Here is a 16,795-nt window from a genome sequence, read left to right on the forward strand (position 1 = left end):
ATTACTTGTTAATACCTTGAGATGACAAGTATCTTTGATATTCTCTAGCATTGTTATTATGTTGCGCAAGCGTCTTGGCAAACTTATGATAACCTAGATTTTTCGTATCAGCAGCAAAATAAAGATAGCTATGCTTTTCAGCATTAAGCACAGCATTAACAGCAGATAAATCTGGCATTGCAATTAATCCAGGAGGTAAACCGCGATTCTTATAAGTATTATATGGTGAATCTATTTCCTTATGCACATTTAATACCCTTCTAATAACTGTATTCTTATATTTAGGCAGTTTGTAAGCCGCAAATTTTAGTGTAGGGTCAGCTTGCAAGGGCATCCCTATTCTTAATCTATTTAAGTAAACTCCTGCAACTCTTGGCTGTTCATCTTTTTTCTTAGATTCTTCATGCACAATAGATGCAAGGGTAATTACATCATTAGGTGATAAATTTAAAGCCTTTGCTTTTGCTATTTTAGAGTCATTCCAAAAACGCTTATACTCAGAAAGCATTTTATCCCTAAACTGATCAGCAGAAGTATTCCAATAAAATTTATAACTATTGGGTATATACATTGCTAATACATTTTCTAAAGTGAATCCATTTACCTCTAAAAACATTTCATCTTTCATGGACATAAGTAATGAAGCACTATCAGCTTCAATTTGAGTACTTATTCTTCCAGCTAAAGCCTCTAGGCTATTTTGATTATTAAATGAGGCGATAACTTCTAAACCCTTACCAATACGAATGGAATTGATTATGTCATTATTATTCATTCCATTTTTAATAGCAAATTTACCAGACTTAATATTTGAAGTATATTTTTTTTGTTTTGCAAGGGCATCAAAACTATTTATATCCTTAAGAATAGGATCGAGCTGTAATCTTACGTCATTATAATTAGCATCTGTTGGTATATATATATAGGCCACATCATTATTAAATGCTGTATTTGGCTCAAACATGGCTCCGTAAACATAATACGCTATAATGCCGAATATAAAAAGTCCTATTAAAGCAATTGCCCAAAGAATTTTCTTTATGTACATGAATTAATTATTTATTCTTTGTAAAATGTATTCGTTCGTGTATATTTCTCCATCAAACCGCCAATCTTTCTTCAATCCAATAATTTCAAAACCATTAGTTTCAAATAATTTTAAACTAGCCAAATTATTCTCTGAAATATTTGCATAAACCTGCTTTAAATGCAACACTTTAAAACAATAATTCGTAAGCAAATTTAATGACTCTTTACCAACACCTTTGCCTCTATTAGACTCGTCCTTAATTAATATTCCCAAACCTACCCTATTATGAATTGGATTAAAATCATACAAATCAATTAAACCTAGAAGTTCATTAGTTGAATTTTCACAAATAACCAACCGAAGTTGTTTTGCTTCAAAAATATCTTGTTTAGCATTTTGGAGATATTCTTTTATAATGTAACGGGAATATGGTTGCTTAGTATCACTTAATTCCCAGAAACTTGTATTGTTTTCTATACTATAAACAAATTCCAAATCTTCTGGTTCTAAAGCTCTTAAATAAATATTACTTCCTTTGAGACTTACCATACAAACTCTCCTTTAAAAACTTGCTTAGCAGGACCTATAAGCCAAATATCATCATAACCGTTTTCATTTGATTGAAAACTAACTTTAAGATCACCGCCTAGTGTTTTTAAAGTAAGCTGATTTTCATTAGTTAGCTTTTTTGAATGCATAGCCAAGGCGACTGCAGTTACACCAGTACCACACGATAAAGTTTCATCTTCAACACCTCTCTCATAAGTTCTAACAGAGAACGTATTATCTGTAATTTGCTCTACAAAATTAATATTGCTACCAGGTGTATTGTAGGGTTCACCATATCTAATTTTTGCACCATTATGTTTTACGTCATAGTCCTTTAAATTACTAACGACTTCAACATGATGCGGAGAACCTGTATTTAAAAACACATGATTTGGATAAAGTTCAATATCTTTAACTTTGCTCATTTGAAGATGAACAATATCATCTTTTATTTTGGCATGATGAATCCCATCAATTGCATTAAATGTAGTCTCATTATCAATAATGCCTAAAAACTTAGCAAATGCGATTATACATCTCCCTCCATTTCCACACATACTACTTTCATTGCCATCTGCATTGAAATATACCATCTTAAAATCTGAAATTTCGTCATTCTCTAACAAAATAAACCCATCAGATCCAATGCCAAAACGTCGGTCGCAAAATTCTTTAATCCGTTTGGTATTATTTTTGTCAACTTTATTTTGTCGGTTATCAATGATAATAAAATCATTTCCCGTGCCTTGATATTTGTAAAAAGTAGTTGTCATATACTTGCAAATATAAGAATTAAAGGAAGTAATCAATCTTAATGATTGAGCTATAAAAATGACGTTAAATAGTAGTTAAAATTGATTTTGAATTTCAATAAATCAATAATTTTAATCGTTGAATAGTTTAACTTTAATCTGAAAAATTATGAAGAAGATAACAACATTAGTATGTGTTTCGATTTTAGGTGGCCTATTAACCCTTGGCGGGTATAAACTTTTAATTGAAGATGACATAAAACCTGTTGTGGTGCATGAATCACCTGATATTCCAATTTACATACCAACAAATATAAACACCACAAACGTCGCAAGTATAGTGGCTCCAAGTTTTGTTGAAGCAGCTGAAAAATCTCTTGATGCAGTAGTACATGTTAAAAATACTGCAATTGTTTCCGCTCCTATGACTATGTACGATTTATTCTCAGGCAGAAATACCGAAAGAGCTCAAGTAGGAACTGGTAGTGGAGTAATCATATCACCTTCAGGATACATTGTTACAAATTATCATGTGATTAAAAATGCTAATGACATTAGTATTACGCTAAATAATAACAAAGTTTATACCGCAGAACTTGTAGGTTCTGACGAAGCTACTGACATCGCGCTAATAAAGATTGAGACTGATGAAGAATTACCTTTCCTTGCATTCGGTGATTCTAATAATGCAAAAATAGGAGAATGGGTTTTGGCCGTTGGTAATCCATTTAATCTTAACTCAACAGTAACGGCTGGTATTATTAGTGCCAAGTCCAGAGATCTAACAGGACAAAACGTGCAATCCTTTATCCAAACTGATGCAGCAGTAAATCCAGGAAATTCTGGTGGAGCATTAGTAAATACAAATGGAGATTTAATTGGAATTAATACAGCTATCTCATCAAGAACAGGCTCTTATATTGGCTATTCATTTGCCGTACCTAGCAATATTGCTAGAAAAATTGTTAATGATATTATGGAGTACGGAAACGTACAAAATGGAATTCTTGGTGTTGTTGGTGGTGCATTAAATAGTAAAGCGGCAGAACAATTAGGAGTTGATATAACTGAGGGGTTTTATGTTAGTGAGGTACAAGAAGAAACTGGTGCTGAAAAAGCTGGTATTCAATCAGGAGATATAATAAGAAAGGTAGACAATGTTGAAATTAATAAGTTCTCTGATTTAACTGGCTATCTTAAAACTAAAAGTCCTAATGACATAGTAAAAGTTACTCTTTTAAGAGATGGAGACGAAGAAATTGTGCCGGTTACTTTATTAAAGCCTTCAATAACACTATTACAGACTATTGGTTATGTAAAAAATGCAACAGATGCAGACCTTAAACGCTATAATATTGATTACGGCGTGAAGATTTCAAAATTTTATGAGGATAATTATAAAGATTATTGGAATAAAAATGGTGTTGAGGAAGGCAGTATTGTAACAAAAATCAATGGTAAAAAACTATACTCGGTTGATGATGTTCAAAATGCGATGAAAACCAGAGGATATAATGAACCTCTTCAAATTGAAGTTATTAATAACGAAGGAGAAAAAACGGTATATAATTTCTGATAAATTCATAATTTATTACTAAAATCACCCTTTAAAGAGTAATTCTTTAAAGGGTTTTTATTTTCGACAAAATGTGTTACGAAAACGTTTGAAATATGTATTTTTGCCGCGAAATCTAAATCACTAAACCAAAATAAAATGGGTTTTAACGACACGTACGAAAAAGAGTTGGCCTTTCAAGCAGATCGTCGCAGAGCAACGGTAGAATTTATTAAAATCATTACAGATTTATGGTACGACAAATCCATAGAAATTGTTCTTTTCAGAAATCAGCTTATAGACAGAAATGTTAGTGAGATACTTAAGCTACATGAATATGCCGGTGAATTTGTGCAAAAACCAATTTCTATTTTTGATTCTGTTGAAATAGCTCAGGCTATTAGTAAATTAAATATTCCCCCAGCAAAACTAGATATTGGTAAACTTACATACGAGTATCACATGGAAGATCAAAAGTATGGCAATGCAACCGCTTTTATTTCTGCAAAACTCAAGGAATCAAAAAATAACAATGTAATTGAACCAAAAGATGTTGTTCTATATGGTTTTGGAAGAATTGGACGATTAGTTGCAAGAGAATTAATGACAAGAACCGGATCAGGTAGTCAATTACGATTAAGAGCAATTGTTACTCGTGGTGAAATAACTCAAACTGTTTTAGAAAAAAGAGCATCGTTACTAAGAAATGATTCTGTACATGGTGACTTTTCTGGTATGGTAACAACTGATATTGATAATAATGCTCTTATCATCAATGGCACCACCGTAAAAATTATTTCTGCAAACGCACCCGAAGAAATAGATTATACAAAATATGGTATTAAAAATGCGCTTGTTATAGATAATACAGGTGCTTTCAGAGACAAAAAAGCACTTGGCAGACACTTAAAAGCAAAAGGTATAGACAAGGTTCTACTAACTGCACCTGGTAAAGGTATTCCAAATATCGTTCATGGTGTAAACCACAAAGAACACGATCCTGATAAGGTGAAAATCTACTCAGCTGCTTCATGTACTACCAATGCTATTACACCAGTTCTAAAAGCAATTGAAGACTCGTTCGGAATTAAGTCAGGGCATTTGGAGACTATTCATGCTTACACTAACGATCAAAATCTGGTAGATAATTTTCATAATAAATACAGAAGAGGAAGAGCTGCTGGTTTAAACATGGTTATTACGGAGACTGGTGCAGGCCAAGCTGTCAGTAAAGCGTTACCATCTTTAGATGGCAAATTAACATCTAATGCCATAAGAGTTCCTGTACCAAACGGTTCTCTAGCAATTTTAAATTTACAGTTAGATAAGAAAACTTCGTTGGAAAGTTTAAACACAATTATGAAAAAATATGCTCTTGAAGGTGATTTGGTAGAGCAGATTAAATATGAAATGAGCGATGAACTGGTATCAACAGATATTGTGGGGAGCTCAGCACCATCAATATATGACAGCAAAGCCTCTATCGTTAGAAAAGATGGAACTAACATCATACTTTACGTATGGTACGATAATGAATACGGATACAGTCATCAAGTCATTAGATTAGCAAAATATATATCAAAAGTGAGACGCTACGCCTATTACTAGGATAACCTTAAATTTAAAAATTGCCTTACATTGTAAGAACTTTTTTTTGTAAAACATCCATGTTTTATAATTCCATCGTATATAACACAAGTTGAAAATATAGTTGAGTTTTTGTTTTTAATATATTCATTAAATGCTATTAAAATTACTATATTGGTACATAATAAAACCTAACAAAACCAAAATATATTAAGATGAAATTCTTAACCAAAGTCGCTGTTTTACTGATTGTTACATTTAGTTTTCAAAATATTTATTCTCAAACAAATACAGCTCAACCTCAAGAAGAGCAACTATCTTTAAACAGTGGTTCTATTGACAGTCAATTTGAATATATATTTAAAAAATCTGGAAATTTCAAAGGTGTAAATGGCCAAAAGTATGAGGCTGTTAAGTATACGTCTTTACTTACTCTTAAGGCACATGTATTAGATTCACTCAAAACCACTTATGCCAAATTAAATACTTCAGAGGAAACTGTTGAAAATCAAAAACAGGAAATAGAAAGTCTTAAGGGCCAGCTACAAAATACTCAAACAACATTAGGCGAAACAGAAGCAGAAAAAAACAGTATGACATTATTTGGTATGCAGTTAGGCAAAACCAACTATAATGTTTTAATGTGGAGTATAGTTGCTGCACTATTTGTATTATTAATATTTTTCATTCTTAAATTTAAGGGAAGTAATTCGTTGACAAGAGATGCTAAATTAAAGTTAGAAGAAGTGGAAGCTGAATTTGAAGAACATAGAAGAATTGCTTTAGAACGAGAACAAAAAGTTAGGCGTCAACTTCAGGACGAAATAAACAAAAACAAGGCTTAATTTTTATACGGCAAGTCTTTAATACATAAATTAATAATTTTTGGGTTTTTCTTTCAATCTTATAAGTTGCATCTTTGCACTATGCGTATAGATATTATATCAGTTTTACCTGAATTATTAAAAAGTCCATTTGAAGCTTCAATACTAAAGCGTGCAATTGATGCCAAATTAGTTGAAGTTCATTTTCACAATTTGCGAGATTATACTGCAGATAATTACAAATCTGTTGACGATTATCAATTTGGAGGTGGCGCAGGTATGGTGATGATGATAGAACCTATAGACAAATGTATCACAGCACTTAAAGAGCAAAGGGACTATGATGAGATAATCTACATGACACCAGATGGTGAAAGACTAAGTCAAAGTATTGCAAACCAAATTTCATTAAAAAAGAATATTATAATTCTTTGTGGTCATTACAAAGGGGTAGATCAAAGAGTTAGGGATAATTTAATCACTAGAGAAATTTCAATTGGTGACTATGTAATGTCCGGCGGAGAACTTGGAGCCGCTGTGTTATGCGATGCGGTAATAAGACTTATTCCTGGTGTTTTAGGCAATGAAACCTCTGCCCTCACTGATTCTTTTCAGGATAACTTATTGGCACCGCCAATCTATACGCGACCTAGAGAATATAAAGGTATTAAAGTGCCAGAAGTATTGTTTAGCGGTAATTTCCCTAAAATAGAAAAATGGCGAGAAGAACAAGCATTCCAAAGAACGAAGGAAAGGAGACCTGATCTTTTTAAGGACAATGAGCAACAGAATTAGATTTGTTTATTTAAGCAACAAAATCTTTTTACATTTCACTTTTCACTTCTAACTTTTTATTTATCTTTGCACCCAATTTTATATTAACCTCTGGCGAAAATCGTGAATGTTGATTTAAAGGAACCATAAAAAAAAGAAAATGAATTCTTTAGTAAAATTTGTACAAGACGAATTTGTAACAAAAAAAGATTTTCCAGAATTTAATGCTGGTGATACTATTACTGTATACTACGAAATTAAGGAAGGAAACAAAACACGTACGCAGTTCTTTAAAGGTGTTGTTTTACAACGTAAAGGTTCTGGTACTTCAGAGACATTTACAATTCGTAAAATGTCAGGAACAATTGGTGTAGAGCGTATCTTCCCAATTAATTTGCCAGCTTTACAGAAAATAGAAGTGAATAAGCGAGGAAAAGTACGAAGAGCGAGAATATTCTACTTTAGAGGTCTTACTGGTAAAAAAGCAAGAATCAAAGAAGTTAGAAGATAAAATTTCAAAGATCATTTAAAAAAAGCCTTCAAAATTGAAGGCTTTTTTCGTTATTAACATTTGTTAATAATCTCAGTTTATAAGATGTTGATATAAAAAACGTTAAATTATTTGTGTTTTCGCAATATAAATATACTTTAGCTAAACAATTAACAACAAACTAAGTTTGTGTTTGGAAGTAATTTCCATAAGTGTTTAATTGTAATAAGGAAGTTCTTTATTTAATGAGATTGTTTTCTGAGATTGGCGAGTCGCTTGTGTAGGCAAGAAAGATGAGTAAATCAAGAAGCTTAGGTGTTGTAAAATGTTCTGCAGTTTATAAGAGTTAAGTGGAAAGCTTGGAAAAAGTAATGGAATCGAAAGTGAACATGAAAATTAAGAGCAATGTTTTAGACGTTAGCAAGTGCGAAAGTGGTTGTTGAAAAAAGAAACATCAAGGAAAATGATTTTATGAAACGCAGTAGTATCAAATCAATACATTTTGAAAGGTGCGAAACGTTTCGTTGAAACGGAAACACTTGAACTGAAAAGGATGTTGGTGTAAACCATGTCAGCCGAGTTAGTGAAAGCTAAATAAGTCATGCTTGTACTGTTTCAAAGAGAAGCCATGTCAAATCAGTTTACTGTAGTGATATGGCTTTTTGTTTTTCAAGAATACACCTAATAAAAAATAATTATTTTTTTCTCCTTTTTTTATTAAATCTATAAAAATTTATGTTCTAGGTTAATAATCCTGCACCAATAAAACTGAGGTATTTTTGTATATTTGCCCAACTTAAAAATGAGCTAAAATAAAATCAAAAATTTCACCTACTCTTATGACAAAATCGGCAAGGATTGTTTACACAAAAACGGATGAAGCACCAGCACTGGCAACTCGTTCATTTTTACCAATTGTAAAATATTTTACAAAATCTTCAGGGATTGAAATAGAAACAAAAGATATTTCACTAGCGTCAAGAATTTTAGCTGTATTTCCAGATTATTTAAATGACAATCAAAAAGTGTCTGATGTATTGACCGAACTAGGTGAACTCGCAAAAAAACCTGAAGCAAATATTATTAAGCTACCTAACATTAGTGCTTCTATTCCACAGCTCAAAGATGCAATTGAAGAATTGCAAGCTAAAGGTTATACTCTGCCTGATTATCCTGATGAACCAGAAAACGATAAAGAAAAGGAAATCAAACAACGTTACGACAAAATTAAAGGTAGTGCCGTTAACCCAGTATTAAGAGAAGGAAATTCTGATAGAAGAGCACCTAAAGCGGTCAAGAATTTTGCGAAGAAGAATCCACATAGTATGGGTAAATGGTCTTCTGCATCGAAAACCCATGTTGCAACTATGTCATATGGAGATTTTGCACATAATGAAAAATCGGCAACTATTGATACTTCAACTACTGTAAATATTATTCATACAGACACTCTAGGCAACGTAACCATTTTAAAGAACTCAATTAAATTGCTAAAGGATGAAATAATCGATGCCACTGTAATGAATAAAAAAGCATTATTAGAATTCTTAGAAAGAGAAATCAATGATGCAAAAGACAAGGACGTACTTTTATCTCTTCACATGAAAGCGACAATGATGAAGGTATCTGACCCAATTATTTTTGGTCATGCAGTAAGAACTTATTTTAAAATATTGTTCGAAAAGCATGGATCAACTTTTGAAAGTATAGGTGTTGATGTAAATAATGGGTTGGGGAATTTATTAGAAAAAGTTGAAAAGTTACCTGCAGACAAACGAACGGAAATTGAAAACGATGTTAAATTAGCATTAGCCAATGGACCTGATTTGGCGATGGTAAATTCTGATAAAGGTATTACCAACCTTCATGTACCAAGTGATGTTATAATTGACGCGTCAATGCCTGCTATGATTAGAACATCAGGTCAAATGTGGAATGCTGAAGGTCAACAACAAGATACTAAAGCAATAATACCTGACAGCAGTTATTCTGGTGTTTACATTGCAACCATTGATTTTTGCAAGGAACATGGTGCTTTTGATCCAACCACAATGGGCACTGTTCCAAACGTTGGATTAATGGCTCAAAAGGCACAAGAATATGGTTCTCATGATAAAACATTTGAAATTAAATCCAATGGTAAGGTTGAAGTTGTTGACTCAGATGGCAATGTACTAACAAGTCACAATGTTGAACCAGGAGACATTTGGAGAATGTGCCAAGTAAAAGATGCACCTGTACAAGATTGGGTAAAATTAGCTGTAACAAGAGCTAAAACGACCAACACGCCAGCAGTATTTTGGTTAGATAAAAACAGGGCACATGATATTGAGTTAATTAAAAAGGTAAATAAATATTTATTAGATCATGATACCTCAGAATTAGATATTAGAATATTATCCCCCATTGAAGCTACAAACTTTACATTAGAACGAGTAAAAAACGGCGAGGACACAATATCTGTTACAGGAAATGTATTGAGGGATTACTTAACTGATTTATTTCCAATTTTAGAATTGGGTACTAGTGCTAAGATGCTTTCAATTGTTCCTTTAATGAATGGTGGAGGCTTATTTGAAACCGGAGCTGGGGGATCTGCACCGAAGCACGTGCAACAATTTGTAAATGAAAATCATTTGAGATGGGACTCACTAGGTGAGTTTTTAGCACTAGCGGTTTCTTTAGACCACTTCGCTGATGTTAATAACAATGAAAAGGCAAGAGTTTTAAGCCAAGCACTTGATGATGCGACAGAAAAATTACTTGAGAATAAAAAAGGGCCATCTCGAAAAGTCAACGAATTAGACAACAGAGGTAGTCATTTCTATTTGGCATTATACTGGGCTGAAGCATTGGCAAACCAAGATTCTGATGCGATTTTAAAATCTGAATTCAAATCTATTTACAATGATCTCTTAAAGTTTGAGTCTAACATTGTTGAAGAGCTTATAAATTGTCAAGGTATTCCAGTCGATATAGATGGATATTATTACCCTGACGAAGCACTCACAGATAAGGCGATGCAACCTAGCGAGAAATTAAACTCAATACTTAAATAAGATTAAACTTACGTTAAAAAAGCTTCATTAAAAATGAAGCTTTTTTATTTTTGCCAAAAATTGTTGCATGAGAAATAGACTACTTGGTCTACTATTAATTTTACTGGTTTTTAGTCAGTCTATATTAGGACAAGAAAAATACACCCTAAGTGGAACTATTACAGACATTTCAAGTAACGAAACATTAATTGGTGTTAATATTCTAATTCCAGAAATTCAATCTGGTACAATGACCAATGAGTATGGATTCTACTCAATTACTTTGCCTAAAGGCACATATGAAATCCAAATAAGTTATTTAGGATTTGAAACTATAAGCGAAACAATAAACTTAAATCAAAATATTAGTAAGAATTATAGATTAATTGAGTCTGCCGAAAGTTTGGATGAAATAGTAATAAAAGATAATGTTGAGAAATTAAACATTAAAAAGCCTCAGATGAGTGTTAATGCCTTATCGATTTCTACTATTAAAAATATGCCTGTAGTTTTCGGTGAAGTCGATGTAATAAAATCTATAACCCTTTTACCTGGTGTTACAAATGCAGGTGAGGGATCTTCGGGATTCAATGTAAGAGGTGGTGCGGCGGATCAGAATCTAATTTTGCTAGATGAAGCCATTATTTTTAATTCTTCACATTTATTCGGCTTTTTCTCAGTTTTCAATCCAGATGCAATAAAAGATCTTAAACTTTATAAAGGAGGAATACCAGCAAAATACGGAGGAAGAGTATCCTCAGTATTAGATATTTATCAAAAAGAGGGAAATAGTAACCAGTTTAAAATGAATGGTGGAATTGGATTGGTCTCTAGTAGACTATTAGCCGAAGGACCAATTAAAAAAGAAAAAGCTTCTTTTTTATTTGGCGGAAGAAGCAGTTATGTTCATTTATTTTCATCCTTGTTCGACCTAGATAACGTAGCTTATTTTTATGATTTAAATACTAAACTGAGTTATAAATTAAACGAAAACAATAGTATATTCCTTTCAGGATATTTTGGACGGGATGTATTTAGTATTCAAGACAGTTTTAAAAATACTTATGGAAATTCAGTTTTAAATTTTAGGTGGAATCATCTGTTTTCAAGTAAACTTTTTTCTAATCTATCATTAATCTATTCAGATTATTATTATGGTTTAGATCTAAACTTTGTTGGCTTTGAATGGGAATCTGGCATAAGGAATTTCAATGTTAAATACGATCTAAAGCATTACATAACCAATAAATTCAAATTAGAATACGGTTTAAATAGTATTTATTACAAGTTTAATCCTGGTAAAATCAACCCGAATACACCAGATTCAGGTATAAATCCATTTAAATTAATTGATAAATATGCTTTTGAAAATGCAGTTTATCTTGATGCAGAACATAAATTAGGTAATAGACTTTCACTAAGCTATGGAGCTCGTTTAAGTACGTTTCACAGACTTGGACAAGACGAATTAAACATTTATGAAAATGATAATCCTGTAATTTTTAATGAAGAACTTGGGATTTATGAAAAAGCTGAGCCTATTGGTACAGAATCATTTAACGGTAATGATGTCATAGAGTCATTTGCAAATTTTGAACCGCGAATGGCAATGGCCTATCAATTATCCAAAAATTCATCTGTTAAAGCAAGTTATAACAGAATGTCTCAATATTTACATCTCTTATCAAATACTAATTCCCCTACTCCACTTGATGTTTGGGCACCTAGTGGCAAGTATATTAAACCGCAATTATTAGATCAGGTAGCTTTAGGATATTTTAGAAACTTTAAGGATAATCAATTCTCATTGGAGGTTGAAACGTTCTACAAGACCATTGAAAATCGAATAGATTATACTGATGGTGCAAACTTAATTGCAAACAATGCTATTGAACAAGTAATTCTAAATGGTGAAGCAAGAGCATATGGTTTAGAAGTACTTCTAAGAAAAAACGAAGGGAGACTTAAGGGTTGGTTATCTTATACCCTCTCAAAATCAGAACAAAGAACACCTGGTAGAACTTTAATAGAAACTGGAATTAATAATGGCAAATGGTACAATACACCCTATGATAAAACACATGATATTTCCTTAACAGCATGCTATGAACTAAATGACAAGTGGCGCCTAAATTCTAATTTTGTTTTTCAAACCGGTTTACCCGTAACATTCCCTAATGGGCAGTACGAATATAATGGAATTATTGTTCCAAAATTTGAAGCTAGGAATTCAAGCCGATTACCTGAATACCATCGCTTGGATTTTTCAATAAATTATAACCCAAAACCTAATAGTCAAAAGAGATTCAAAGGAGAATGGGTATTTGGTGTTTATAATATATATAATAGACGTAACGCAGTGAATATTCAATTCAGAGAAAATAGAACGACTGGTGTTAATGAAGCACTCAGACTATCTCTATTTGGAATTGTACCATCAGTATCATACAATTTTAATTTCTAAATAATGAAAAAGATTTTTTTAATACTAATATTTATATATCCTCTTTTTAGTTGTGAAGATGTAATTGATGTTGATTTAAACGAATCGGAACCACGCTTAGTAATTGAGGCCTCTATTAATTGGTTTAAAGGGACTCAAGGTAATGAGCAATCTATAAAACTATCTTTATCCGCTCCATTTTTTGAAGAAAATGTCCCACCTGCAAGTGGTGCCGTAGTACAGGTTTTCGATCTAAATAATAATACTTTTGATTTTATTGAAGAGGGCAATACTGGCATTTACAGAAACGACAATTTTATACCAACTCTAGATGCTATTTATACACTTAATGTACTATATAATAATGAACTTTACACTGCCAGTGAGAATTTCAAATCTGTTGTTCCTATTGAATTTATTGAGCAAACAAATGATGGTGGATTTTCAGGAGAGGATATAGAACTTAAAGCTTTTTACACAGATCCAGCTAGTGTCAAAAACTATTATTTCTTTGAATTTTTAAGCGATATTTCAGTAGTACCAAATTTAGAAGTTTATGAAGACCGTTTCACAGATGGAAACCAAATCTTTGGTTATTACACAGAGGAAGATTTAGAGCCTGGTGATGTTGTCACAATCAGAAACTATGGTATTTCAGAACGATTTTATGAATATATGTTCATTTTACTACAGCAAGGTACAGAAGAAAATGGAGGCCCTTTTGAGACTCAACCAGCCACAGTCCGCGGGAATTGTATAAACCAATCAAACCCAGATAATTTCCCTTTTGGTTATTTTAGATTATCAGAGGTAGATGAGCTCGTCTACACAGTTCAATAAAAAATAAATATTGCTCTTTATAAAAGTTACCCAATAGGAAGTTAAATCATCATTGCTAAAATTCATTACCTTTATTACATGGATTTTACTAAAACAACAGAACAAGATTCTTATTACAATAATCTCGAACGAATGACTGTAAATGAGATTGTTACAAACATGAATAAAGAGGATAAATCTGTTCCACTTGCAGTGGAAAAAGCACTACCATTTGTGGAGATATTAATAACAGAAGTTATAAATAAGTTAGAAAAAGGTGGACGCTTATTCTATTTAGGAGCTGGGACTAGTGGGCGATTAGGAATTTTAGACGCCTCAGAATGCCCGCCAACATTTGGAGTTCCTCATGGACTTGTAATTGGATTAATAGCAGGTGGAGATTCAGCCATACGAAAAGCTGTTGAATTTGCAGAAGATTCTCAAACACAAGGATGGGCGGATTTAAATGATTATAATATTAATGTAAATGATATTGTAGTAGGAATTGCGGCTTCAGGAACTACGCCATATGTTGTACATGCGCTAGAAGATTGTAATAATAATAATATAGCTACTGGATGTATTACATGTAATGTGGGTAGCCCACTCTCTAAAGTTGCCAAATATCCTGTCGAAGTTGTTGTAGGACCAGAATTTCTTACTGGAAGTTCTAGAATGAAAGCTGGTACAGCTCAAAAACTTATTTTAAATATGATAACTACGGCAGCAATGATAAGATTAGGTAAAGTTAAAGGGAATAAAATGGTAGATATGCAACTTAGTAATGATAAATTAGTTGACAGAGGTATTAAAATGATAATGAATGATTTAAAAATCTCAAAACAAGAAGCCAATTCTCTATTAAATAAATATAAAAGTGTTAGAAAAAGTATAAATCATGGAAGAAAACAACAGAACTGATAAGAAAGTCCTTTATAAAGGAATCAAACAAATGATTATTTGTTTAATCCTGATGTTTACTGGCCCGTCACTTTTACATGTTTCGTTTAGTAATGAGCATAAACCAATGTATTTAACTTTATTAATAACCTCCTTAATCATCTGTATATCAGCAATTTTAATGCTATTTCTTGGATTAAATACTATTATGAAAAGTATATTCAACAAAAAGTAGAATCATAATTTCACACTATATCAAAACATAAAATAATTTATTGTTATTTTAGTTTTTTAACACGCTTTCTCACTGGTGTAATAGTATTAATAATTCCATTTTGTAAAGTTTTCCATATATAATTCCCAAGTCCTTTATACTGATTCCTTTCATGATACATACGCACAGTTTTTACTTTACCTCTTTTATTTGGATTAGATTTATGTATCAATCCATTTGCTATAGATGTTAAAAAATGATTTTCACGACTCGAATTTGACTTTAATATACTCGCATGTAAATTTTTGTAGAGCATTGTTAACTCACCTTGAGATTCAAAATTATTGCTCATAGCTTTAAAGTCTAGACTATTTAATTCTCCACTCAAGATTTTCAATCCTAAAACAGGGTATAACACCTTATCTAATGTTCTAAATTTCAAGGGTCCAATATGACCTTCCCAATGAAAATAATTGTTTTTTGTATTCAGAGGTACACTTAGTTTTAAATTAACTGGGGCTGTGCCCATTAATTTTCCAAAAAATGAAAGATTCATATCTTTCTTATCCAATTTATGATTCGAGATATTAAGAATCTCACCAGTGATGTTATCGATGAAAAATTGCATAAGACTATCTTTATGAACAATCCGTTCCTTGATAGTTATTTTGGAATTTTTAAAAGCAAAAGTATCTATGTTAATTTTTGATTTTGCACGTTTTAAAACAATATGTGGTAATTGTTTTATTTCCCGAGTGTTTTGTGGTTTACTTTTATCATTAAAAATAGCTAAATCCAAACCAGCTATATTTATAGATTTAGCATATACTTCTTGCTTATCATTTATATGTAATTTATTAATGTCTAAAGTGTCTAACGTTGCTGAATATATTTCCTTACTAAAACTATATTTGTTAGCTATGTGTTCTACACTCTTTAAAGGTCCTACCTGTAAATTTATTATTTGTAATCGCGATTCATTTAGACTCGCATAAAATTTATCTAAAGAAACCTTATAATCATTACCATCAAAAAAGACCACAATATCATCTATGTTTACAGCTAAGGTAGAGTTATTCAAAGTTAATGTTTCATCATTAGACTTATTGAATATAAGTCCAGTAACATTAAAATCATAAGGTAGGCTATGATACAGGGTTTCCTTTACATTCTGTGTATTAAATTTTTCTGATGTAAAGGAAAAATCTATAAATTGAATATTATTGACCTCAATTTTATCAATGTTTTTCAATTTTAAATTTTTGAAATCAAATAAATTTTTATTGTTTAATTTACTTTTAGAGTTATTATTTTTTAAGGTGGTAATACTTAATTTATCATAAACTATTCTTCTTATTTTAATTGAATTTTGAAATAATATTAATCTTAAACAAATTCCCTCCAATTTCATTTCATCTAGGGAAATTTTTAAATCACTGCCGGTTATACTATGTTTTTTGGTATTAAATCTTATATCCTTTATTGAAATGTTTCTTCTAAATATTGAAACCGAAACATTGCCAAATTCAACATCGAATTTAGAATGCAATTCATTTTCAACCAAATGTTTAAGTTTATTAGTAATGACTGATTCTAAATAATAATTAACAGATACTGAAGCTGTAAGCGTTATGATGAAAAGAATAATCAGTACTCTATTTAAATATTTTTTGATTATTTGGGTCAATATTAGTGGATTTATTATTCTAAGATAATGAAATATTAAATTAGAGGTGCATTTTTCTCTGGTTTTAAGAGTGGGGAGGTACAATTAAAAAAGGGTATAAAAAAAGCCCTTTGCTGTTTAGCAAAGGGCCTTC

14 protein-coding genes are annotated in these 16,795 nt (G+C 31.6%); 10 read left to right on the forward strand and 4 right to left on the reverse strand.

Annotated features, from left to right (window positions below):
• Window position 1: 1 nt before the first annotated feature.
• Genes mltG through dapF form a run of 3 tightly spaced genes read right to left on the reverse strand, consistent with a single transcriptional unit; the run spans window position 2 to window position 2,352 of the window.
• Window positions 2-1,048: an endolytic transglycosylase MltG gene (gene mltG, locus DUZ96_RS09700; RefSeq protein WP_114301733.1), complete on the reverse strand. Its 1,047-nt coding sequence runs from the start codon at window positions 1,046-1,048 to the stop codon at window positions 2-4.
• 3 nt (window positions 1,049-1,051) lie between these two features.
• Window positions 1,052-1,579 (reverse strand): GNAT family N-acetyltransferase, encoded by a 528-nt coding sequence (locus tag DUZ96_RS09705; protein WP_114301734.1) that lies wholly within the window; start codon window positions 1,577-1,579, stop codon window positions 1,052-1,054.
• The gene (gene dapF / locus DUZ96_RS09710; protein WP_114301735.1) at window positions 1,573-2,352 is read right to left on the reverse strand and encodes a diaminopimelate epimerase; all 780 of its coding nucleotides are present in this window, start codon (window positions 2,350-2,352) and stop codon (window positions 1,573-1,575) included. The genes DUZ96_RS09705 and dapF overlap by 7 nt, the downstream gene beginning before the upstream one ends.
• A gap of 148 nt (window positions 2,353-2,500) precedes the next feature.
• Here dapF and DUZ96_RS09715 point away from each other — a divergent pair, with 148 nt between their 5' ends.
• The 10 genes from DUZ96_RS09715 to DUZ96_RS12990 all read left to right on the forward strand — a co-directional run bounded on the left by DUZ96_RS09715 (window position 2,501) and on the right by DUZ96_RS12990 (window position 14,996).
• Window positions 2,501-3,907 carry a trypsin-like peptidase domain-containing protein gene (locus DUZ96_RS09715; protein WP_181855264.1) on the forward strand — a complete coding sequence of 469 codons (1,407 nt, stop codon included), beginning with the start codon at window positions 2,501-2,503 and terminating at the stop codon, window positions 3,905-3,907.
• A 138-nt stretch (window positions 3,908-4,045) separates the two neighbouring features.
• Entirely contained in the window at window positions 4,046-5,494 is a 1,449-nt protein-coding gene (locus DUZ96_RS09720; RefSeq protein ID WP_114301737.1) for a glyceraldehyde-3-phosphate dehydrogenase, read from the forward strand.
• Between the two features lie 194 nt (window positions 5,495-5,688).
• Window positions 5,689-6,318 (forward strand): tRNA (guanine-N1)-methyltransferase, encoded by a 630-nt coding sequence (locus DUZ96_RS09725; protein WP_114301738.1) that lies wholly within the window; start codon window positions 5,689-5,691, stop codon window positions 6,316-6,318.
• An 81-nt stretch (window positions 6,319-6,399) separates the two neighbouring features.
• The gene (gene trmD, locus DUZ96_RS09730; protein WP_114301739.1) at window positions 6,400-7,092 is read left to right on the forward strand and encodes a tRNA (guanosine(37)-N1)-methyltransferase TrmD; all 693 of its coding nucleotides are present in this window, start codon (window positions 6,400-6,402) and stop codon (window positions 7,090-7,092) included.
• A 139-nt stretch (window positions 7,093-7,231) separates the two neighbouring features.
• Window positions 7,232-7,582, forward strand: a complete 351-nt coding sequence (gene rplS / locus DUZ96_RS09735; protein ID WP_114301740.1) for a 50S ribosomal protein L19 — start codon at window positions 7,232-7,234, stop codon at window positions 7,580-7,582.
• An 818-nt stretch (window positions 7,583-8,400) separates the two neighbouring features.
• On the forward strand, window positions 8,401-10,620 hold the full coding sequence (locus DUZ96_RS09740) for an NADP-dependent isocitrate dehydrogenase (protein WP_114301741.1): 2,220 nt from the start codon (window positions 8,401-8,403) through the stop codon (window positions 10,618-10,620).
• 67 nt (window positions 10,621-10,687) lie between these two features.
• The gene (locus DUZ96_RS09745) at window positions 10,688-13,063 is read left to right on the forward strand and encodes a TonB-dependent receptor (RefSeq protein ID WP_114301742.1); all 2,376 of its coding nucleotides are present in this window, start codon (window positions 10,688-10,690) and stop codon (window positions 13,061-13,063) included.
• Window positions 13,064-13,066: 3 nt separating this feature from the next.
• A complete protein-coding gene (locus DUZ96_RS09750) occupies window positions 13,067-13,882 on the forward strand; it encodes a DUF4249 family protein (protein WP_114301743.1) in 816 nt (271 codons plus the stop codon).
• Window positions 13,883-13,960: 78 nt separating this feature from the next.
• Window positions 13,961-14,782, forward strand: a complete 822-nt coding sequence (murQ, locus tag DUZ96_RS09755; protein WP_114301744.1) for an N-acetylmuramic acid 6-phosphate etherase — start codon at window positions 13,961-13,963, stop codon at window positions 14,780-14,782.
• A 31-nt stretch (window positions 14,783-14,813) separates the two neighbouring features.
• Window positions 14,814-14,996: a DUF6095 family protein gene (locus DUZ96_RS12990; RefSeq protein ID WP_258774364.1), complete on the forward strand. Its 183-nt coding sequence runs from the start codon at window positions 14,814-14,816 to the stop codon at window positions 14,994-14,996.
• Window positions 14,997-15,039: 43 nt separating this feature from the next.
• Here DUZ96_RS12990 and DUZ96_RS09765 read toward each other — a convergent pair whose 3' ends face one another.
• Complete coding sequence (locus DUZ96_RS09765; protein WP_147267075.1) at window positions 15,040-16,662, reverse strand: DUF945 domain-containing protein; 1,623 nt, start codon at window positions 16,660-16,662, stop codon at window positions 15,040-15,042.
• Window positions 16,663-16,795: the final 133 nt, after the last annotated feature.

The sequence above is a fragment of the Winogradskyella sp. KYW1333 genome, from assembly GCF_003335675.1.
GTDB lineage: Bacteria > Bacteroidota > Bacteroidia > Flavobacteriales > Flavobacteriaceae > Winogradskyella.

Coding starts and splice junctions, on each gene's coding strand:
- DUZ96_RS09720 (WP_114301737.1), top strand. CDS start 4,046: ATGGGTTTTAACGACACGTACGAAAAAGAGTTGGCCTTTCAAGCAGAT.
- DUZ96_RS09715 (WP_181855264.1), top strand. CDS start 2,501: ATGAAGAAGATAACAACATTAGTATGTGTTTCGATTTTAGGTGGCCTA.
- DUZ96_RS09740 (WP_114301741.1), top strand. CDS start 8,401: ATGACAAAATCGGCAAGGATTGTTTACACAAAAACGGATGAAGCACCA.
- dapF (WP_114301735.1), bottom strand. CDS start 2,352: ATGACAACTACTTTTTACAAATATCAAGGCACGGGAAATGATTTTATT.
- DUZ96_RS12990 (WP_258774364.1), top strand. CDS start 14,814: ATGATTATTTGTTTAATCCTGATGTTTACTGGCCCGTCACTTTTACAT.
- trmD (WP_114301739.1), top strand. CDS start 6,400: ATGCGTATAGATATTATATCAGTTTTACCTGAATTATTAAAAAGTCCA.
- DUZ96_RS09725 (WP_114301738.1), top strand. CDS start 5,689: ATGAAATTCTTAACCAAAGTCGCTGTTTTACTGATTGTTACATTTAGT.
- murQ (WP_114301744.1), top strand. CDS start 13,961: ATGGATTTTACTAAAACAACAGAACAAGATTCTTATTACAATAATCTC.
- rplS (WP_114301740.1), top strand. CDS start 7,232: ATGAATTCTTTAGTAAAATTTGTACAAGACGAATTTGTAACAAAAAAA.
- DUZ96_RS09745 (WP_114301742.1), top strand. CDS start 10,688: ATGAGAAATAGACTACTTGGTCTACTATTAATTTTACTGGTTTTTAGT.
- DUZ96_RS09750 (WP_114301743.1), top strand. CDS start 13,067: ATGAAAAAGATTTTTTTAATACTAATATTTATATATCCTCTTTTTAGT.
- mltG (WP_114301733.1), bottom strand. CDS start 1,048: ATGTACATAAAGAAAATTCTTTGGGCAATTGCTTTAATAGGACTTTTT.
- DUZ96_RS09705 (WP_114301734.1), bottom strand. CDS start 1,579: ATGGTAAGTCTCAAAGGAAGTAATATTTATTTAAGAGCTTTAGAACCA.